General features: G+C 58.6%; 18 protein-coding genes and 1 pseudogene. 7 read left to right on the top strand and 12 right to left on the bottom strand.

Annotated features, from left to right (window positions below):
- Position 1 precedes the first annotated feature (1 nt).
- From ACR9ZQ_RS30920 to ACR9ZQ_RS30885, 8 genes are all read right to left on the bottom strand, one after another.
- Positions 2-448 (bottom strand): DoxX family protein, encoded by a 447-nt coding sequence (locus ACR9ZQ_RS30920; RefSeq protein ID WP_481429526.1) that lies wholly within the window; start codon positions 446-448, stop codon positions 2-4.
- 11 nt (positions 449-459) lie between these two features.
- Positions 460-2,346, bottom strand: coding sequence for an amidohydrolase (locus tag ACR9ZQ_RS30915; protein WP_481429525.1), 1,887 nt, complete (start codon positions 2,344-2,346; stop codon positions 460-462).
- Between the two features lie 28 nt (positions 2,347-2,374).
- A complete protein-coding gene (locus tag ACR9ZQ_RS30910) occupies positions 2,375-2,644 on the bottom strand; it encodes a XapX domain-containing protein (protein WP_007814401.1) in 270 nt (89 codons plus the stop codon).
- A 30-nt stretch (positions 2,645-2,674) separates the two neighbouring features.
- On the bottom strand, positions 2,675-3,382 hold the full coding sequence (locus ACR9ZQ_RS30905; protein WP_477924987.1) for an alpha/beta hydrolase: 708 nt from the start codon (positions 3,380-3,382) through the stop codon (positions 2,675-2,677).
- 126 nt (positions 3,383-3,508) lie between these two features.
- The gene (locus tag ACR9ZQ_RS30900) at positions 3,509-4,165 is read right to left on the bottom strand and encodes a hydrolase (protein ID WP_113324810.1); all 657 of its coding nucleotides are present in this window, start codon (positions 4,163-4,165) and stop codon (positions 3,509-3,511) included.
- Positions 4,166-4,408: 243 nt separating this feature from the next.
- On the bottom strand, positions 4,409-5,305 hold the full coding sequence (locus ACR9ZQ_RS30895) for a helix-turn-helix domain-containing protein (protein ID WP_481429524.1): 897 nt from the start codon (positions 5,303-5,305) through the stop codon (positions 4,409-4,411).
- Between the two features lie 101 nt (positions 5,306-5,406).
- Positions 5,407-5,808 (bottom strand): AraC family transcriptional regulator, encoded by a 402-nt coding sequence (locus ACR9ZQ_RS30890; protein ID WP_481429523.1) that lies wholly within the window; start codon positions 5,806-5,808, stop codon positions 5,407-5,409.
- Positions 5,809-6,621: 813 nt separating this feature from the next.
- Entirely contained in the window at positions 6,622-8,163 is a 1,542-nt protein-coding gene (locus ACR9ZQ_RS30885) for a Na+/H+ antiporter (protein ID WP_481430950.1), read from the bottom strand.
- Between the two features lie 414 nt (positions 8,164-8,577).
- Between ACR9ZQ_RS30885 and ACR9ZQ_RS30880 the strand changes: the two genes are divergently transcribed.
- Positions 8,578-9,240: a hydrolase gene (locus ACR9ZQ_RS30880; RefSeq protein WP_481429522.1), complete on the top strand. Its 663-nt coding sequence runs from the start codon at positions 8,578-8,580 to the stop codon at positions 9,238-9,240.
- Here ACR9ZQ_RS30880 and ACR9ZQ_RS30875 read toward each other — a convergent pair.
- Positions 9,185-9,508 carry a LysE family transporter gene (locus ACR9ZQ_RS30875; protein ID WP_481429521.1) on the bottom strand — a complete coding sequence of 108 codons (324 nt, stop codon included), beginning with the start codon at positions 9,506-9,508 and terminating at the stop codon, positions 9,185-9,187. The two genes, ACR9ZQ_RS30880 and ACR9ZQ_RS30875, sit on opposite strands and share 56 nt — an antisense overlap.
- A gap of 553 nt (positions 9,509-10,061) precedes the next feature.
- On the opposite strand from ACR9ZQ_RS30875, the gene ACR9ZQ_RS30870 reads away from it, so the two are divergent.
- The 6 genes and pseudogenes from ACR9ZQ_RS30870 (at position 10,062) to ACR9ZQ_RS30845 (ending at position 15,029) form a co-directional block, all read left to right on the top strand.
- Positions 10,062-10,664: a tetratricopeptide repeat protein gene (locus tag ACR9ZQ_RS30870; protein ID WP_481429520.1), complete on the top strand. Its 603-nt coding sequence runs from the start codon at positions 10,062-10,064 to the stop codon at positions 10,662-10,664.
- 95 nt (positions 10,665-10,759) lie between these two features.
- On the top strand, positions 10,760-11,815 hold the full coding sequence (locus ACR9ZQ_RS30865) for a sensor histidine kinase (protein ID WP_481429519.1): 1,056 nt from the start codon (positions 10,760-10,762) through the stop codon (positions 11,813-11,815).
- Positions 11,816-11,885: 70 nt separating this feature from the next.
- A complete protein-coding gene (locus tag ACR9ZQ_RS30860; RefSeq protein WP_481429518.1) occupies positions 11,886-12,275 on the top strand; it encodes a response regulator in 390 nt (129 codons plus the stop codon).
- 261 nt (positions 12,276-12,536) lie between these two features.
- A pseudogene (locus ACR9ZQ_RS30855) lies at positions 12,537-12,972 on the top strand (AI-2E family transporter); the annotation flags it as partial.
- Between the two features lie 86 nt (positions 12,973-13,058).
- Positions 13,059-13,922 (top strand): transglutaminase family protein, encoded by an 864-nt coding sequence (locus ACR9ZQ_RS30850; protein ID WP_481429517.1) that lies wholly within the window; start codon positions 13,059-13,061, stop codon positions 13,920-13,922.
- A gap of 423 nt (positions 13,923-14,345) precedes the next feature.
- Complete coding sequence (locus ACR9ZQ_RS30845; RefSeq protein WP_481430949.1) at positions 14,346-15,029, top strand: IS6 family transposase; 684 nt, start codon at positions 14,346-14,348, stop codon at positions 15,027-15,029.
- A 52-nt stretch (positions 15,030-15,081) separates the two neighbouring features.
- On the opposite strand, the gene ACR9ZQ_RS30840 is transcribed toward ACR9ZQ_RS30845, so the two are convergent.
- Genes ACR9ZQ_RS30840 through ACR9ZQ_RS30830 form a run of 3 tightly spaced genes read right to left on the bottom strand, consistent with a single transcriptional unit; the run spans position 15,082 to position 20,725 of the window.
- Positions 15,082-18,183, bottom strand: coding sequence for an efflux RND transporter permease subunit (locus tag ACR9ZQ_RS30840; RefSeq protein ID WP_481429516.1), 3,102 nt, complete (start codon positions 18,181-18,183; stop codon positions 15,082-15,084).
- Complete coding sequence (locus tag ACR9ZQ_RS30835) at positions 18,180-19,298, bottom strand: efflux RND transporter periplasmic adaptor subunit (RefSeq protein ID WP_481429515.1); 1,119 nt, start codon at positions 19,296-19,298, stop codon at positions 18,180-18,182. Before ACR9ZQ_RS30835 ends, ACR9ZQ_RS30840 begins: the two co-directional genes overlap by 4 nt.
- Positions 19,298-20,725: an efflux transporter outer membrane subunit gene (locus ACR9ZQ_RS30830; RefSeq protein ID WP_481429514.1), complete on the bottom strand. Its 1,428-nt coding sequence runs from the start codon at positions 20,723-20,725 to the stop codon at positions 19,298-19,300. The genes ACR9ZQ_RS30835 and ACR9ZQ_RS30830 overlap by 1 nt, the downstream gene beginning before the upstream one ends.
- Positions 20,726-20,802 lie beyond the last annotated feature (77 nt).

Here is a 20,802-nt window from a genome sequence, read left to right as displayed (position 1 = left end):
GTCAAACCTTCGTTTTCAAGACAAAACGGGAATTCAGATCGAGCCAGGCGACCAGAAGGAAGCCGCCGACAAGGCCCAGATGTTCGAAGAAGGAATTGGCGGCCATGAAGCGCTCCATTCCATCAGGCAATTCCCAGAAACGCAGGGCGAGGAAGGTGGCCATCAGTGTGAAGCCACCGAGGGCGAGTGCGCCCAGCCAACGGAAAAAGCCGGTCAGAATCATGAGTGAGGCGGCAAGCTCCAGGATGATGACGAATACCGCAAAGAGCGGGGCAGGCGAGAGGCCGAAATGCGTCATCTCACCGATCGCGGCCGGAAAGTCCGTGAGCTTGTTGAGGCCGCCCTGCAGATAGGCGGCGCAGAGGCCGAGGTAGGCGATGAACCGCATGAAGGCGGCGCCGAAAAGAGGGCGGGCGAGGGACGCAAATCGGATTTCAAGGGCATGCATGGCATCGATCCTCAGACGGCCCAGCAGGCGCAGCCGAGCGCACCCCAGAAGCTCTTGAGATCGGAGACCGGTGCCTTCGAACCCCAGGCATTGGCGTGGGCATGGCCGTGGACATTGCAATCATTGGCGCAGCCGCAGGCGGAAATCAGCTGGCGGTGCAACGAGTTCTTGCCGGCGCCCTCAGGCTCACCCCAGGCGGCATATCCACCGAAGGCGCGTACCGGCGACCAGTCGGGCATGGCGGGCGGAACCGGGTTATCATCGAGCTCGGCGAAGTGGCCCGCGCCATAGACGATCTTGCCGCCGACCATGGTCAGCTCCGACGTAAGGAAGGATATTTCCTCTTCGGCGCAGGCAAAGAAATCCTTGTCCGGCACGATGAGATCGGCGAACTGGCCTTTCTCGATGCGGCCCTTCTTGCCTTCCTCGTTGGAGAACCAGGTGACGTTTTCGGTCCACATGCGCAGCGCCGTTTCGCGGTCCAGGCAGTTCCGGCGCGGATAGATCGCCATGCCGCCGACGGTGCGGCCCGTGATCATCCAGGAGAGCGACACCCAGGGATTATAGGAGGCAACGCGGGTGGCATCGGTGCCGGCGGAAACCTTGACGCCTTTTTCCAGCATGCGGGCGACGGGTGGGGTGGCCTCGGCAGCCCCCACGCCGTAGCGCTCGACGAAATATTCGCCCTGATAGGCCATGCGGTGCTGCACGGCGATGCCGCCGCCGAGTGCGGCGATACGGTCGATCGACTGCTCGGAAATCGTCTCTGCATGGTCGAAGAACCAGTTGAGGCCTTCGAGCGGGATATCCTGATTGACTTTCTCGAAGACGTCGAGCGCGCGGCTGATCGTCTCGTCATAGGTGGCGTGCAGGCGCCAGGGCCAGCGGTTTTCGGCGAGTACGCGCACGACCTCTTCCAGCTCGCCTTCCATTTCCGGCGGCATATCGGGGCGCGGCTGGCGGAAATCCTCGAAATCGGCAGCGGAAAAGACCAGCATTTCGCCGGCGCCGTTATGGCGGAAGTAATCTGTGCCCTGCTTGTATTTCACCGAAGCCGTCCAGTTCAGGAAGTCTTCCTTCTCCTGCTTGGGCTTCTGGGTGAAGAGATTATAGGCGAGGCGGACGGTCATCTGGCCGTCATCGGCAAGCTTCTGGATGACGGCATAGTCATCAGGATAGTTCTGGAAGCCGCCGCCGGCATCGATGACGCCTGTTACGCCGAGGCGGTTCAGCTCGCGCATGAAGTGGCGGGTGGAATTGACCTGATAGTCGAAGGGCAGTTTCGGACCCTTGGCGAGCGTCGAATAGAGAATGCCGGCATTCGGTTTGGCAAGCAGCAGGCCGGTCGGGTTGCCTTGGGCATCGCGGGTGATCTCGCCACCGGGCGGGTTTGGCGTGTCCTTGGTATAGCCGACGGCGCGAAGGGCTGCGCCATTCAGCAGGGCACGATCATAGAGATGCAGGATGAAGACCGGGGTGTCGGGCGCAACCGCGTTGATCTCGTCGATGGTCGGCAGGCGCTTCTCGGTGAACTGATGCTCGGTGAAACCGCCGACGATTCGCACCCATTGCGGTGCAGGTGTGATCGCCACCTGGCGCTTCAACATGTTCATCGCGTCTGCGAGCGAGCGCACGCCATCCCAGCGCAGCTCCATGTTGAAGTTCAGACCGCCTCTGATGACGTGCGTGTGGTTATCGATCAGGCCCGGAAGAACACGTTTGCCTTTGAGATCGACCACCTTGGTGTCCGGCCCCTTGAGCGCCATGATCTCGGCACCGTGGCCGACGGCGAGGAACCTGCCGTCCTTGACGGCGACGGCGCTGGCGGTCGGATTGGAGCGGTCGAGCGTGGTGATCAGCCCGTGATGCAGGATGAGGTCGGCGGTTGCGTTTTCCATAATCTTCGTCCTCGAGCGAGAGCAGGTATCAGACCTTGTCGGAAGGCTTGATGTCGGCGGGATTTGTGCCCTTGGGCAAATGGCCGAACATGTGTGGCTTGATCTGATGCAGCCACGAGACTGCGGCCGGCTCTTTGTTGATAATCGTCTTGGCGAAGGGAATGATCTGTTCGCCGACAAGGATGCCCAGCAGACCGACAAGCGCGATCACAGGAGGAGCCGGCGAACGGACGTTCAGGAGGCTGTAGACAATGCCGACGAGAAGGCCGGCGCCGAGGGAGAGGAGGTAGATTTTCATGGAAGTTGTCCTTTCTGATCTATTCGACGATTAAAGCCCGGTCGCCTCGGAAACCGCCTCAAGGATGACGGAGACGATCGCCTCCGGTTGCGAAATCAATGACATGTGGCTGGCTTTGATCTCGGTCGTACGAGCATTAAGCTTCTTCGCCAATTCCCGCTGGAGCTCCACGCTGACTGCCCGGTCTTCACTCGAAATCACGTACCAGTTCTTGCGGTCCGTCCAGGCGGCCTTGGTCACCTTGTCGGAGAAAGTGCCTGCACCGAGCGGCGGCTGGGTGGCCGCAAGGACTCGTGCATCCTCTTCCGGCAGATCCTGCGCTACCGCGTTGATCCAGCCGTTTGCGCTCATCATGTAGCTGCCGCTGCGGTCAGGACTGACCTCGCTAAGACCTGGAGGGGCGGGATGGGCAGCAACCTGGTCTCCGGTCGATTGGCCGGCGTCCGGTGCGAAGGCCGCGACAAAGACCAGAGCCTTGACCTTCGGGTCGTTGCCTGCTTCCGTGATGACGGTTCCTCCCCAGCTGTGGCCGGCGAGAATGACAGGCCCGTCAATCTCGTTCAGCACATGGCGGGTTGCCTCGACATCCGCCAACAGAGATGTCGTTGGATTTTGCACGGCGACGACGGAAACGCCCTGCTTCAGCAAAAGGGAAATAACTGATCTCCAGCTCGATGCGTCCGCCCATGCCCCATGCACGAGAACGACGGTCGTATTGTTCGATGGTGAGGCGGTCACGATGAGCTCCGTGCGCATGACTGAATGGGAATGGCCGGTGCCGTGGCGCGAGCGAAGTGCGCCACGGGAAAAAGACCGAAGAATTGGTCGCTGCAAAGCACTGCGTGCCGGCAGCCAGTTCGCCCCTCAATGACCTTCGGACGCGCCGAACATCGTCTTGGCGTAGATGATGCCGAGGCCGTAGGCGCCGCCGAACTTCTTGGCGATACCGGTGGTCATGTCGTAGGTCTCGGTCCGTGCCCAGTCGCGCTGAAGCTCGAGCAAATACTGGAGAGACGTCATCGGCTGTCCGCCGGCCTGAACGATGCGATCCATTGCCCGGTTATGCGCTTCGTCGGAAACGTCGCCGCAGGCATCGGCCAGGACGAAGACTTCAAAACCCTGTTCGATGGCCGACAGCGCCGGGCCGACGATGCAGACACCGGTCCACAGGCCGGAAAGCACGATGCGCTTCTTGCCGATGCGATTGATCTCCTCGATGACGGCTGCATCTTCCCAGGTGTTCATCGACGTGCGGTCGAACAGCTTCTGACCGGGAAACGCATCGGTGATTTCGGAGAACATCGGGCCGGAGAAGCTCTTTTCGGCAACCGTGGTCAGAATGGTGGAAACGCCGAAACCCTTGGCGCCATGGGCGACGAGAGCGGCATTGTTCCGGAGATTGACAGCATCGATGCTCTTCGTCGCAAAAGACATCTGCGACTGAAAATCGATCATGATCAGCGTATGATCCTTCGGCGTGAGAAGCTTCGAGCCCGGCGTCGGTGTCGCGTTTACAGTCATTGTGTTTCCTCAAAAGCGTTGAGCTGACGGTGCGTCGGCAGTCAGCTAAATTGCGTTGACGGGACGGATCATGCCCGCTGCCGACGCAACCTTCTTGTCGCTAAAAAGGATGGTTTGGATGTTCGAACTGTCTCGGCGGCTGGACCTCACACAGGAACCGAAATGAAGACGAGCCCTGCTCCGAGACGAGATCTGACGGGAAAACTTCGCGAAAGCGCGAGCTTCGGGCCGGCCGCGATTTTATTAAGTCTTATCGCCGAGTTTCAAGCGCTTCCGCCGACGCCAGTTGCCAGGGGGCTCTCCCGCAATATCCGAAAACACTCGCGTGAGATGGCTCTGATCGGCGAAACCGCACGTCGTGGCGACCTCTTGGATCGAAAGGTCAGCAAGCAGAAGATCTTTGGCCTTTGAAACTCGATACTCCATGACCCAACGGTATGGTGTCCGGCCGAATGTCTCCTTGAACGCCCTGTTAAAGTAACTGCGGGACAGGCTGCAGAGTTGGGCGAGTTCGGTGATCGAGACCTGCGTGAGGGCGTTCGCAACCAGGAACTCGAGCACCCTTTTTTCCTGCCATGGCGCCAAAACGCCATTCCTGCTCGTCGGAAAATACTGGCTGGCATAGGTGTGGGTCAGATGCGTCAACAGAACCAGGCTAATTTGCTCAAAGAACAATTGGTTGGCCTCATGTCGGTTGACGAGATAAGGCAAGACGGCCTGAGCAAGGCCAAGAATGACGTCGTCCCTAGTACCGGGCCTACAATCGAACCCGTCGAATTGCGGGCGGCCTATGTCCTCCAGGAAAGTGCGCACGAAAGAGAGCGGGATATTGAATCGCAGATTATCGAATGGCGAGAGATGATGGCACTGCCATTCATTTCTGAGGTCGGTGATAGCGATCGCACCTTTCGGATGCCCGCCTTCGAAAATGAGCTCGTCGTTTTTCCAAAGGCGGTGCATTCTGAAATCGGTCAACTGAGTGATGACGGAGACTGCCTCCTCGCGTTTGCTCGGTGGAGCGATCGGAAGATCGTCCTTGTCGTAGCACAGACGGGTGATCGTGATAGCCGACGCTTTTATCGTCCATTGACCAGGAACAGGCGTTCGAAGCGCACTACCGCCTTCCAATTCTCTCTTCAATGTCCACTCCGCCAAACCCACCCGTACCAGCCTCAACGCTACGCTGTTTTATGGTAGATTCCAACGATTTTTTTACGAAACAGCTTTCGACTTGGTTTCAATCAATGAAGCCGGCCAGTACGCCAGACAGCCGGCGTCATGCCTGTCTCGCGGGAGAAGACCTTCGTGAAATGACTTTGATCGACAAAGCCGCAGGCGTCGGCGATCGCCTTCAACGGGAGGCTGCTGTCGCGAAGAAGATCTTTAGCGGCATCCACCCGCGCGTGCATGAGCCAGCGATGGGGCGTAACTCCGGTCACCTTCTTAAAACTCTGCGAGAAATGATTGGCAGAAAGACCCGCGGCCGCGGCAATGTCTGCCACGCACAATTCGCGGGCAAGGTTGTTCCTCATAAACTCTTTCGCCAAAGTTTCACGGTTGTAGGGCAGGATCGTTTCGTCGCTGCCAGCCTCCGTCTTACCGATGGGGTCCTCGATCAGATGTGAGCAGATCGCGATTGCCAAGTGCTTCAGGAGCGCCTCCCATGAACCGGTCTCTCGACCAAAGAGGGAAATGACGATGTCGGCGAGATTGCTTAAAACCGGATCCCTCTCACCCCGTCGACACCGCAGCTCGAGTATCGAACTTGCCCTAGACAGGTCCCCGACCTCCTCTATGAGGGCCTTTGGCAACAAGAAGGTAACCGAATGAAGGTCCGCGTATAAGACGATCGACGCTCCTTCGGAAAGGTCGACAAGGCAAACCGATCCCCGCTCGAACTTGTGGGGCAATGTCCTGGTCCCGTCCGGGAGGATGTCGCAATGATGAGCCTCCTTGGTGTACACCATCAGGAAATAGGCGTCGCAAACGGGAAGGGAAACGATCGGCCTCTCACCGTCGGTGACATCCTTTGCGATTCTCGTGACGCAAATAGATGAAGCCCTGACAGGCACCGCATTGAGCGACGCGGCTTCGGGAAGGCCGAAATACGGGCCGAGCGTTTTCAGTTGAATATGGTCCAGCTCAATCCCCTCCCTCCAAGATGCCTCCGCGCTTTAGCATCCATGAGAACATTCCGACTCCGGCAGACCATATAATTCTGCTGAACAGCTGCGCAACGCCTATTCGCGTGAAAATAGGTTTCAATCGCAATGAGAAACCAGTGTCACGGCAATCATTCCATTTATCTTGGACCATCCTACGGCTACAACCGAAAAGATCCGAACGCGAAAAGTTGGTCTGAGGGAGGATTGAGTTTCAGCTTGCGGCACGATGTCGGCTCCACAGGCGCCAGCGGCGCAAACAGCAAACACATGAGCCATTTGAAACGCGGCGGATCACAGTCTGTTCTCCGCAGCGATCTCTTGCAGGTCGAGTTCGTGTTCGAGGTCCCGCATGACGCGGTCGTGGATTTCGCCGGCCCTGTGCATCCGCAGGATTTCGGCCCGACCGGCCTGAAGCACCTCGAGAACAGCCTTGAAGTGGTCAGCTTTAATGCTCTCATGCGTGTCACGGTCAGCTTCATACTGGGCGGCAACCTCGGCTCGATGCCGGTACTGTTCGAGCAGCCGGGGATGCCGCTCGATGCCATGCTCCTTCCGTGAGCACTCTTGGATCGCACGATATTGAGCTTCCGCTACGCGCCTCCAGGCGGAGGCCTCATTTTCACGCAATTGCTGTTCTTCGTCGGGGCTGGCCAAGTCGAGTAGGGCGGCGAGCGGGGCCAAAGTCGAGCCCTGAACCAGAACCGTGACGATGATCACGGCGAACGCGGCAATAAGGACGAGGTCCCTCCCCGGCATCTGTTCCGGAAGGGACAATGCGCCTGTCAGCGTCACCACGCCGCGCATACCGGCCCAACTGATGATCGTCGCAGTCGCAAATGAAAAAGGCCTTTTGCGCCTGCTGCCTCGCCATAACAGGACGCGCTTCAGTGTGCCGGTTCCGAGCAGCCAAACGAAGCGTGCGATGATCACGGTCAAAACCACCGCCGAGATCGGAATAGTGACATCGCCGATGCCGTGCCCGCCTTCGGAAACGCGATCGAGAACACCCTGAAGAGAAAGGCCGACGAGAATGAAAAGCAAGGACTCCGACAGAAAGACCAGCGCCTTCCAGAACGCTTGCGCTCGCACCCGGGTCGAGGCCGAAAAGCTCTCATGCTGGTGGAACCCCAGAATGAGACCCGTCGTAACCGTCGACAGAACGCCCGAACTATCGAGGCGCTCGGCGCCGGTGTATGAAATTGCGGCGAGCAGAAGCGTTGCCGTAATGATCAGCTCGCTATCACGCAGCCTGCGGATGACCCAAACACCTATCCAGCCGACGACAAGACCGACGACTACCCCTCCGGCCGTCACCCAGGCGAAGGAGCCGATCGCTTCGGGAATACTGAAGCTGCCGGTCAAGGCGGCTGCGACGGCGAAGCGTAACAGGACGAGGCCGCTGGCGTCGTTGACCAGACTCTCCCCTTCGAGAAGCGCCGAAATCCGGGTTGGAAGGTGGAGCCTCTCGAGAACCGCTCCCGCGGCAACGGTGTCAGGCGGTGAGACGATTGCGCCCAATGAAAAGCCCACTGCCCATGGCAACTGAGGCAATAACAGGTGGAATACGACCCCCACGATCAATGTCGTGAATACGACCGCTCCCAGCGCCAGGGAGGCGATCTCCGCGAAGTGCTTTTTGAATTCGTGCCAGACTGTGAAATAGGCTCCGCTCATGAGGAGCGGCGGCAGGAAGATCAGCATGACCATTTCCGGATCGATCCTGATCGTAGGAACGCCAGGCGTGACTGCAAGGACGACGCCACCGACAATGAGAGCGGCAGCCGGCGGCAGACGCAAACGCCGTGCGACCAGTTCAAGCACTATCGTTGCCATCAAGAGGAGGACGAGAAATTCATATGTCGATTCAGCTGACATTTCGTTCGGAACTTGCTTTGCTTCGGTTCTTGTATTGCGCCGGAAAACAGCCGAATGGTCTCGGCCAGGTTACATCGCATCTGCTACTATTTACCGAGAAGCCGTCCTTTGGATTGGATGATAATACTGCGGTTGGAAATTCTGACCGATAAGCGGCCGGCCCAGCAAAAGGACGCATGCCCTGCCCGGCGGAACAATCCTTCTCGATTGGGCGCCCACGGTTCGAGACGCGATCGAATCCGCTGTGAGGTTGGCACGAACGCGGTCGAGAAGTGGGAAGATGATACTCCAAACGGCCATAGTGCGATCCAAGAAGCCGGGCGACGGATCAACTAGCCTCTTCCCATTCAAGAACGGAGAATTGGAGCCCCTATGGCTAACTTGCCTTTGACTACACCGCATGACTGCGCGCTTCTTTTGATCGATCAGCAGGCTGGCCTCGCCTTCGGGGTCGAGTCGATCGCTCGTCAAGCCCTCCTTGGAAACGTTGTGGCGCTGGCGAAGACAGCGAAACTGTTCGAGCTGCCGATCATCGCCTCGACATCCGCCTCAACCGTCTACAGCGGCCCAATCATGCCGGCGATCCAGGCCGCGATCGGAGACGTGAGATCGATCGAGCGCCGGAACATGAATCTTTGGGAAGATGAGGCCGCACGAGTCGCCGTCGTCACCTCCAGCCGTAAGCGTCTCCTTGTTTCCGGCCTTCTTACCGAGGCGTGCGTTTCCTTTCCGGTTCTGTCCGCCCTCGCAGAGGGCTATGATGTTTCTGTCGTCGCGGACGCCTGTGGTGGGCTGACGTCGGAAAGTCATGCTCTTGCATTGCGGCGAATGGAGGCGGCCGGAGCAACGATGACGTCCTGGATTCAGGTCCTCCTCGAGCTTCAGCGAGACTGGACAAGACATGAAACCTATGCCGGAGCGAGAGGCATTGTTGAAGCCCACGCCGGCGGCTACGGTATTGGACTCTCATACGCTCGCGCTATGATTCATCCGCCGCAGGCCGAACTACCGCCGGCAATACCCAGATCGCCCTGAACGACATCCCGGCGAAATAGATCAGCGCGACAAGACCACCCCAGGATAGAATGGTGGACAGACAATCTGCTGACCGGAAGGACGAGGATCCGAGAAAGACAGCCGCCGAGACCAAGACGACATAGCTACCCAGAACCAGCGAGGCGACCGTCACGATACGACCCCGGGCGATCCCCTCCCGCAGCAGCATGAGATTGTTGGGACCCACGGATACGATCGAAGTAGCCCCCATTGCCAAGCCGACATGCAGCGCGCTCATGTCGATCATCTTTCGATTCCCCTAGTCAGATGAAGTTGCAGGGCCTCGGGAGATTGCTTGACGATGCAAGTTTCGATTTCGAAACCCTGAAACCGTGAAATCGGCCGCAAGGGAGGGTTTTCGAACCCAAGGTCGGTGCGTAGATGATCGGTCAAAGAGGATACGATCCGCGATGAGTGCTGTTGGTGCGAGCGACGAAACTTTCTTGCCAGCGCCGTTAGAAGGGAACGGCAGATCACTCCAGGATGCAGACTTGGATAGGTGCGAAACGTCAATACGATATCCGACATATCAATCTCCAGCGATCAAGCTCTTCGATGCTGAAAGTATTCAGCCGCGCAGGTTCGCCGTCCTGTAGTGTCAGCGATATTGCGATGATATTTTTCTGAAAGAGCGCCGTTCCACAGTGACCTTAGGACGCCTGCCACGAACGCTTTGTTTCGACGTGACACTGTCAAGTCCGTTTCGTATCATTCCGCCCGGGGCACGACGTGAACAGGACGACATGCGAGCATGGCGGCAGACGACCGCGCCGACGGGCAGCCTTCAGAGCTACGCACATATGATCAAAGGCATCGCCCTCATCCGACAACATGGCGACGGCTTCATCGAGGCGGGAAGGATCGAGTTGCTGCAGGCGGCAAGCATTGATCCCGACTCCGGGCTGATACAAGCCTATCTTGCCCTTGCCGAGGCAATGATCGCGCGCTACCGGCCAGGCGAAATTCAGGCGCTGCGTGCGGCGCGGGAACGCGCCGTCCATGCGACCGCACCGGCCCCGGACGAAGCCCGATGCTACCGGACACTCGCAATCATTCTCAGCTATCTGCGGGAGTTCTCCGCCGCGGAGGCGCAATATGAACGGGCGATCCAATTGAACCCCTACGATGCAGATACACTCGCCCAACCCGGATTCATGCATGCAATGAGGGGTCACCCTGACGAGGCACTCGAGCTGATGGCCCGCGCCGTCCAGCTCAACCCGTTCCACCCCGGTTGGTATCATTCCGATCGCAGTGCTCCGCTGTACATGCTGGGGCGCTATCGAGAAGCGGCGGAAGAGCTCGAGCGATTGCCGCATCTGACGGCATGGCATTCAGCCCGCGTTGCGGCGAGCTATGCCATGCCGATTAAGTGTGGTGTTGATCCGTGGTCAGCATGCTAGTGTATTTTAGAGCGTCAGTTTAAGGTTTCTGTTGGCGACGTTCCTGCCGAGTGATGGCTCGCTGCGCGAGTTTTCGGCCCATGAGGGCCATTTCCATGTCAAAAGAAGAACCGATTGTCCATTTCGAGGCCGCGAGTACGCTTGCCGTGGTGGTCTCGTCGAACGAGCCGTTGCTTTTCCTGTCGGCGGACCAGAAGATTATTGCAGCCAGCACATCGTTCTGCCGCACCTTCGAGATCGATCCAGCGACAATTCCCGGCAGAGCGCTCAGTGGGCTCGGAAACGGCGAATGGGCAATGCCGAAGCTTGCATCGCTCCTGAAGGCGACAGCGTCCGGGAGTGCAAGGATCGAAGCCTACGAGATCGGCCTCAAACGGCCCGACCGGAAGACACGTCAGTTGATCGTCAACGCGCAGGTTCTGGACGACGGCGACAAGGACCATATCCGGTTGCTGGTGGCCATCACCGACGTGACTGACGCGCGTGCCGAAGCGAAACTGAAAGACGATCTCGTCCGGGAGAAAGCAATCCTCATTCAGGAAGTCCAGCACCGGGTCGCAAACAGCCTTCAGATCATTGCGAGCGTTCTCATGCAGAGTGCCCGTCGGGTGCAGTCCGAGGAAGCGCGCGGACATCTTCACAACGCCCATAGCCGGGTCATGTCGATCGCGGCCGTACAGCGACAGCTCTCAACATCACCTGGCGGCATCGTCGGACTCCGCAGCTACTTCACGCAACTTTGCGAAAGCCTCGGCGCATCGATGATTGCCGATGAGGACCGGCTCTCGATTTCGGTGACAGTCGATGACAGCGCCGTCGACGCGGACGTTTCCATAAGCCTGGGACTGATCGTGACGGAATTGGTGATCAACGCCCTCAAGCACGCCTTTCAGAAGCAGGAAACTGGCAGGATCGTAATCGATTATCACTCGACAGGCACTGACTGGACCCTCACCGTCACCGACAACGGCGTCGGCATGGCCGCCGGTAGCGATGCACCCAAGCCCGGCCTCGGCACCGGCATCGTCGAGGCGCTTGCCAGGAATCTGCAGGGCGAAATACAGTTGAGCGATGCCAGCCCTGGAACCACCGTGACAATCAGTCATCGCGGCAACGCCGACCGTCGAACCAGAATTCCGGCGGCGGCATAGGAACTTATCTCTCACTGAAACGCTAATCCAAGCCAGGGCTTTCCCGGCTCATACAAAAACCGAGTGACATATGTTTAATGGCAAGGCGGTCGTCCTGGTGGTCGAAGACAGCGCGATCATTCGAATGGGCGCCGTCGACCTGGTCCAATCTGCAGGCTACGAGGCGCTTGAAGCAAGCAATGCCGACGAGGCAATTCGTATCCTGGAGTCCAGAGCCGACGTCGACCTGGTGTTCACCGACGTACAGATGCCGGGAACGATGGACGGCATCAAGCTATCCCACTACATCCGCAATCGATGGCCGCCAGTGAAGTTGATCGTTGCTTCCGGCAAGGCAATACTCGAAGAGAGCAATCTTCCTGAGGGAAGCCGGTTCTTCTCAAAGCCTTACAGCAATCATGCCATCGCAGACGCAATGGCAGATCTGCTTTCGGGCGACTTTAGTATTCCCGCCGCATAAGGAGCCGCCTCAGCTGTCCTGTGCTAAATTCTCTTGTATAGCTGGTAGGAAAAGAGACCGGCCAGGAATAAGGCAGATATGTCGATTCAGCGTACGAGCTTTTACGTCCTTCCGGCGGTTGTGACGATCGCGTTCATCTGGCTGCTTATCCCCTATTACTCCGCTGTCTTCTGGGCCGTTATCCTGGCGATCATCTTCTTTCCCCTTCACAAGCGACTGGAGCGTTTGTTAGGGGGCCGCCACAGCATTGCCGCCCCATCGGTGGCATTCTGGGCTCTGGGGATTGAGGCCGCCTTGCCGTGGGGTGTGACAATGACCTTCCTGTCGATGCTGCCTGCAGTTGGAGTGGCACTCGTATGGGCTCCGGCAGCCATCTGGCTGGTCCTCACGGGGGCCGGCTGAAAGCAGCAATCCTGGTCCTGATCGGCATATTCGTAATCGGGCTCTTCGACGATTTGCTGCGTGTGCCGTTGGTCGGCAAGGGAACGCGGCTGCCCGACTATGTCGTGCTGATCTCGACCGTCGGCGGCATCTCCCTGTTCGGCACCAATGGTTTCGTCATCGGCCCGTTGATTGCCGCCTTGTTTATCGGGCATGGTCGATTTTTGCCGAGCAGCAGAATGCCGCGAGGTCGAGGTCCAAAGTCTTGAATGAGAATTCAGCGCCTTCCCGGCACTTTAATGCAGGACGGAAGTGACGAATTGCAGGCGATGAACGAGCGAGCCTGTCTGATAGATGCGGTGGTTCGTTCCCGCGCAGACGCCCAGAGAACCGGAAACAATCATGGCACAAATTCGCATCCACCACCGCACGATCTATCATTATCGTTATGCGGTGAATCTCAGCCCTCACCGGCTGATGCTGAGGCCGCGCGAGGGCAGAGATCTCCGGCTGCTTTCGCATGAAGTGTCGACAACGCCACAAGCCCAGATCAGTTGGGCGACCGATGTATTCGGCAACGCGGTTGCCACCGCGGTTTTCAGCGAAATGACCGATATCCTGACCGTCGACAGCGTCGCCTTGGTCGACCTCACCGCTGCCGCATGGCCGGTCTTTGCTATTGCAGGCTCCGCCATTACCTTTCCATTCCGCTATTCGGATGAGGAATGGACCGATCTCGGCGCGCTGACGGCTCGTCAGTTTGCCGACCCGTTCCAGCAACTTCAGCGGTGGGCACAGGGATTTGTCGCAAGCAATTCGACGGACACGCTGTCGCTTCTCAAGGACATAAGTGCGGGAGTGTCTTCATCGATCTCCTATCAAAGCCGTGAGGCGGAAGGCACACAGACGCCGACCCAAACTCTGGAACGTGGTTGGGGATCATGCCGTGACTTCGCGGTGCTGTTTGTTGAAACTGTTCGTTGCCTGGGCTTTGGAGCGCGCATCGTGTCGGGATACCTGTTCAATCCCGATCGAATATTGCTTGGTTCGCGGGATCAGGGCTCGACCCATGCCTGGGTCGAGGTATTCGTACCCGGTGCTGGATGGATTACGTTCGATCCGACCAATCGCAGCATGGGCGGGGCCAATCTCATCCCTGTCGCCGTCACTCGCGATATCGCGCAATCCGTTCCCGTCGCCGGCAGCTTCGTCGGTGCGTCCGATGCCTTCATATCGATGGACGTGGAGGTCGAGGTATCCACGTGAGTCTCGGCAGGCCCACGAGGATTTTAGTCGTCCAGCCATTCGCATGGATCACGACTTGACGGGATTCTCGTCATCACCACCGCGCTCACCGCACGTGCGGATCCCGATCGCGAATGACCGATTGAAAGTCAAGGAATGACCAATTGAAATCAACATGGCGACTGATTGAAACCTGAGCCTAATAAAGGTGGCACGTCAGGTTGCGGCACGAGGGCGGCGAGAGGCCACATGGGCACTGCTGAACCTTCGCTGATTGGTCACCGGAACTGATCTAGCTGATCCTCACGGAGGGATATCCCAAGAGCGAAGCGAAAGCAAATTGTGCATATCTTTATCACGCCGCCAAGCCGGCCGGCTTCTAACAACCGGAGGGGTGATGTCACGTTGTTGGTGGCTTAACGGCTGATGGCTAACCCCTCGCGTATGAACTCATCGATCGTCAGCTACGAGAACCACCGTTTTCCTCCGCAGATCATTGCCCATGCGGTTTGGCTTTATTTCCGATTCCCGTTGAGCTTGAGGCTGGTCGAGGAGATGCTTCTGGAACGTGGCATCGTCGTCTCTTACGAAACGATCCGTCGATGGGGCCGCAAGTTCGGGGCGGCCTACTTAAAGCAGTTGCGAAGAAAGAAGCCGTCGCGAAAGGTGGTGATTTCCATTGGCGGCAGGAAACACTGGCTTTGGCGAGCCGTCGACCAGGACGGCGGCGTTCTCGACGAAATCGTACAGGCTCGCCGCGACACGAGGGCTGCCAAGCGATTACTGGTCAGGCTGTTGAAGAAGCAAGGCCTTGCACCAAAGCGGATCGTCACCGACAAACTTCGCTCGTATGGAGCGGCAAAGCGGGATGTGATGCCGACAGTCGAGCATCGATCGCACAAGGGGCTGAACAATCGGGCGGAAAATTCCCATCTGCCTCTGGGAAAACGGGAACGCGTGATGCAGAGCTTCCGATCCGTAGGTGGCCTGCAGCTATTTATGTCGGTGTTTTCAGCGGTCAGAAATCATTTCGTCCCTCCGCGCCAAAAGAACTCCGCGCTCGCCACTCACCTTCATCGGATCCGCGCAATGGCGCAGTGGAAAGCCGTGACCGGCGCAGCTGCGTGAGTTCATTGGAAAACGCCTTGGCGCACTTCGATGAACCAACGTGACATCGCCCTCAAACCTCCTTCTTGCGGAACTCAATATTGCCCTGAGCTCCAACGGATTTTTCCCTGAGTCCAAATGCCGACTTGAGGCAATTCAGCACATCGTCCAGAAATGTAAACACCACCGGGATGACGAGCAGGCTGAGGACGGTTGAGGTAATCAGGCCTCCGATCACGACGACGCCCATGGGTTGGCGGAAGCTAGGGTCGCCGGAGACAAGGCTGAGGGCGGCGGGGAGCATGCCGCCCGCCATGGCGATGGTGGTCATGACGATCGGTCTTGCCCGCTTGTGGCAGGCATCGACAAGCGCGTCGTAGCGCGACATGCCGGCACGGCGCGCCTCAATCGCATATTCCACCAGCAGAATGGAGTTTTTCGAGACGATACCCATCAACAGCAACAGGCCGATGACCGCTGGCATGGAGAAACTCGTTCCCCCCAGCACCAGAGGCAGCATGGCGCCGCCGAAGGCAAGTGGCAGGGCCATCAGGATGGTGACCGGCTGAAGGAAATCGTGGAAGAGCAGGACCAGCACGGCATAGACACAGAAAATCCCAATGGCCATGGCCACGCCGAAGCTGCTGAACAACTCGCTCTGCCGTTTCAATTCCCCCTGCTCCACGAATTTTACCCCCTGCGGCAGGTTCTGGTAGCTCGGCAGCTTTTCAGCCTCCGCCAAGACTTCCGAGAGGCTTCTGCCATTGAGTTCGACGGTAAGCGAGACATTGCGTGAGCGGTCCAGCCGGTCGATTTCGCTTGGGCTGGAACCCATGGTAATATTGGCAATAGCACCGAGCGCGACATTGCCGTCCCTTCCCTCCACCGGGATCAGGGATATGGCATCCAGAGACAGCCGGTTGACCGTATCAAGCATGACGCGGACAGGCACCTGCCGCTCCGGCAGGTTGAGTTTTGACAGCGCCTCGTCATAGGCGCCAGACGTTGCCACACGTACGGCCTCGGCGATGGCTTTGGACGTTACCCCCAGGGAAGCGGCCTCGGCCAGATCGGGTTTAATGGTAATTTCAGGTGCCTGCATTGCGGCTGACGATGTGACGTTGCCGATGCCTTGCAAGCTACGCAGATCGGCCTCGAGGCTGGAGGCCGCCTTCTCCAGAAGATCGGAATCGTCGCCCGCAAGCGTCAGTGTCAGCTGGGTACCGTTACCGCCTGACCCGATCTCGATGCGTACACCGGGCAGTTGTTCCAGAGCCTTGCGCAAATTGGCCTCGATCTGGGACTGTTTGATATACCGATCATCGATGGGTGTCAGGTTGACGACGATGGTGGCGCTATCCGTGCTTGCCGTGGAAGTGCTGTTCATGCCCCCCGTCGATGCCGTGCCGGTTGCCTGAAATACCGAGGTCACATGGTCGACACCTGCAATGATAGTGGAAGCCTTTCGCGCGGCTTCGTCCGTCGATTCGATGGTCGAGCCTGAAGGCGTGGTCAGCGTCACCTGCGTTTGCGCATTGTCGGATGCCGGGAAAAAGCCCGTCGACAAATGGCTTAGCAGCAAGATCGTGAAACCCATGAAAACGGCGGTGCCGAGCACGGGTATCCAGCGACGCCGCAGCGCGCCTTTGACGAGCCAGAGATAGGCCTGCATGACCCGCCCGTCCTCATCATGAGCTTTGCCGGTCGCCTTCATCAGGTAGGCCGCCATCATCGGCGTCACCAGACGTGCAACGAGAAGGGAGGCGAGAACGGCAACGGAGGCCGTGATCCCGAATTGCTTGAAGATGATGCCCGGAATGCCGCCCATGAATGCCGTGGGCAGAAATACCGCGACGAGCGTGAAGGTGGTGGCAATGACCGCCAGGCCGATCTCATCCGCCGCTTCCATGGCTGCATCATAGGGGCTTTTGCCCATATTGAGATGGCGCTCGATATTTTCGATTTCCACGATTGCATCGTCGACGAGAATGCCGACGACCAGCGAAAGCGCCAGAAGTGTGATCGTGTTGAGACTGTAGCCTAGCAGATACATGACGAGAAACGTCGGAATGATGGAAAGCGGCAGGGCCACGGCAGCCAGAAGCGTCGCGCGCCAATCGCGAAGGAAAAGCCAGACCACCAGAATTGCGATGATCGCCCCCTCATAGACCATGTGCATCGAAGATTCGTAGTTCTGCTCCGTCGGAACGACGGTATTATAGGCCTCCTCGATCGTCACCTGCGGGTTGGCGGCGGCGAATGTCTTGATGGCTTCGCGAACACGGTCGGTCACGGCGGTATCGGAATATCCTTTGGAGCGCTTGATTTGCGCGGCAATCACCGGCTTGCCATTGAGATAGGCAAGCGATGTCAGGTCGCTGTGAGTATCGGTCACGGTGGCGACCTCGTCCAGCCGAACCCAGCTTCCCTTGGACAGCGGAATGGGCAGAGCGCGTATCTGATCGGCGCTTTTGGCAGCCGCCAGCGTGCGAACCGACTGGCTTTCGCCGCCAATGCGCCCTTTGCCGCCCGAGAGATCGGATTGCACCGCCTCGACCTGACTGTTGACGTCATTGGCCGTGAGACCCAGACCATCCAGCAGATCAGCGTTCAACGCCACCCGGATCTCTCTATCGACGCCGCCCAGCCTGCCGACTTCTCCAACGCCATCCACCGCCATCAAAGCACGCGACATGTCGTTGTCGATGAACCATGACAGCTCCGCGTCGTCCAGCTTGTCGGAATGAACCACATAGGTGATGAGCGGTGACGAATTGAGGGACTGTTTTGAAACGGTCGGCGCGTTCATATCCTGCGGCAGATCGGGTTGCACTTGGTCAACCGCGTTTTTCACCTCATCCAGCGCGACCTGCGTATCTTTGCCGACCTTGAAGGCAACGGAAATGCTGACCGAACCATCGGTGATCGTCGTCGTCACGGAATCGAGCTGCGTCAGACCCGTCAGCTCATCTTCGATCTTGCGTGCGACTTCCGTTTCCAGCTGGGACGCTGCGGCGCCATCCAGCGACGCTGATATCTCGATGGTCGGCAGATCCATATCGGGGAAATTCTGCACATCGAGGCGGTTGAAAGCCCAGAGACCGCAGGCGGTCAAAAGCGCAAAAAGCAGGATCGGCGGAACCGGATTGCGGATGGACCAGGAGGAAAAATTCATTTCGCGGCCTGCCCATCGGCAACTTCGGCTGCCTCTATGACCCGCACAACGGAGCCATCCGCCAGAAATGCACCGCCCGATGCGACGATGCTATTAGTCTTGTCGATACCCGAGAGAATTTCGACACGATCCCCCTGCCGCCGCCCGGTATCGACACGTTTTCGCAGGACCGTGTTCTGCTGAGACGGGTTCATGATGAAGACATAGGAAAAGCCGTCTCTGAGCGTCACTGCCGACGTGGGAACCGTGAGGGCTTCGGTCTGGGCGAACTCGAAATGACCACTGACCAGAACGCCGGTCTTGGGTTGCGGCATACCTGCGTCCGGATGCAGCGCGACATAAACGATCACCCGCCCATTATCCGTGGATGAGGTGGGCGATATCAATCGCACCTCGCCATGAACATCGCCCGCAGGCGTGGAAATGACGGCTTTCGTCCCCTCCTTCACGTCGGCCAGACGTTTGACCGGCAATTCCGCGTTCCACTCAACGCGGTCTTGGCGGATCAGCCGGAACAACTCGTCGCCGGTGACGACCTTCCCCAAGGAGGCAGAGCGGCTTGAAATCACGCCATCATCGATCGCGTAAACCTTGGTCCGGTCCAGCGTCAGTTGCGCAGAAGCAAGTGATGCGCGCGCGGACGCGAGTTCTGCCTTGGCGGTGCGCTCAGTGATGAGATATTGCGTCGTCTGTTGGTTCGATAAAGCGCCCGAACCCGTCAATCCGCGGGCGCGGTCTGCATCTGCAACGGCCTGATCGAGCTCAGCCTGAGCTTTTTCAACGGCGGCCTTTTGTTGATCGAGTTCCGCCTGCGCTGTTTTGGGGTCGAACTGAACGAGAAGGTCGCCCTTCTTCACGGAAGAGCCGACATCGGCATTGACTGCAGTGATCCTCAGCCCGCTGACTTCGGCGGAGATGACCGCCTCCTGCCATGCCGCAAGCCGTCCGCTTGCAGGGATGGTCACCGGCCAAGACAAAAGCTCCGGCTTGGTGATGTTGACGCTCAGCGCCGCCGCGCGGGTTGTCGCCTGGCTGTCCCCACCGCGAACATCGGCACTCAGGGCAAAAGCGATTGCAACTGCAATTGCAGCAGGAATGAAAACATATTTTTGCATCAGCGTGTTCCATTGAGGGAAGCAACCGCAACATCGGCTTTCGCAGCCCAGCCGCCGCCAAGAGCTTTGTAGAGAGCAATCCAGTACTGGACCGCGTCGCGCCTGACTTCGATGAGGCTGATGGCGGCGGATTGCGCAGACCGGCGGGCCTCCTCGCGGTCGAGAATGCTGGCGCCGCCGGATTTCCATTTCTGATCGATAGACCGGAAATAGCTCTGGTAATTGTCTGCGGCAGACTTGGCATCATCGATGCGTTTCAGCGCCGTATTGACATGCACAAGCGCTGTCTCGACCTCGGAGACCGCACTCAGGACGCCATCCTTGTAACTCGCCACCGCAACATCGTAATCCGCGACCGCACTTCTGACCGCCGCCCGCCTCGATCCCCCATCAAGCAAGGGAATGGAGAGGGCCGGACCGAAGGACCATGGCACTGATCTGCCGGTAATGGCGGATTGACTGATGGAAATCGAACCGCTCAGGCTGAGGCTGGGACACATATCCGCCTTGGCTGCACCGACATCCGCAATCGTCGCGACAACCTCGGTTTCCAGCTGATTGATATCGGGCCGTTGCCGCAGGGCCTCTGCCGGTACCGAATTGATGCGCAGCTGGGACGGTTGCGGAATGCGGCTCGACCCGTGATCGAGAAGTTTTCTGACAGCAGCCTCGTCACCACCCGTCAGCTGAACGATGGATTTGAGGAGAATTTCGCAGTCCCCGCGCTGGGAAGTGAGGCTCGACGATGAGGATGCGGCACTGGCGCGGGCAAGCGCCAGATCGGCCGTCGATGTGAAACCCGACTGCGCAGACTTTTCGGTCACCCGGACCGTTTCTTTTTGAGATGCGAGTTCATCGCTGTAAAGCCGCTCCAGCTGTCGGCACGCGCGATACTGGACGTAGTAATCGCCGACTTCAGCGGCGACAGACACGCGCGCATCATGCCACGACCAGACCTTGCCCTCGGCTCTCGACGCCGCAGCCTGCACCTGTTTCTTGGTTTTTCCGAATAGATCGAGTTCCCACGAGGCATCGAGCCCGCCGCTTTTGGTGGCTCCCGCCGCAAGCCTGTTGAGATCGTCACCCTTGTTGCTCTCGCGCGTGGCGGATGCAGAGCCATCGAGTGACGGGAAAAGGCCTGCCTTTGTGCTGTCGAGGGTCGCCCGCGCCTTATCGATATTGGCCACCGCTTCCTGGATGGACGGGTTGCCCTGCTCCGCCATTCTCAGCAAGGCGTCCAGAGAACCATCCTTGAAGGTTGCCCACCAGGCCAGGAGATCGCTGGAGTTGCCGCCATGGGGCAAGGTCGCGTGCCAGTGGGCAGCAACGACGGAAGCCACAGGTTTCAGCTCGCCGAGACTCGTGCAGCCGGTCAGCAGCACCACTGTCGCAAAAACCGAGAAGGGATGAAAAACCGTAACGCGCATAGGACCCGGACTGCCTGAAAATGCTTAAGTCCGTACTTTAGGGATCGCGATGTTAATGTCGGTCAAGAATGCGTAAA

The organism is Rhizobium sp. KNZ14-9A, assembly GCF_056755015.1.
Note: the sequence above shows the minus strand (reverse complement) of the source record. Positions and strands in the feature narration are given on the sequence as shown.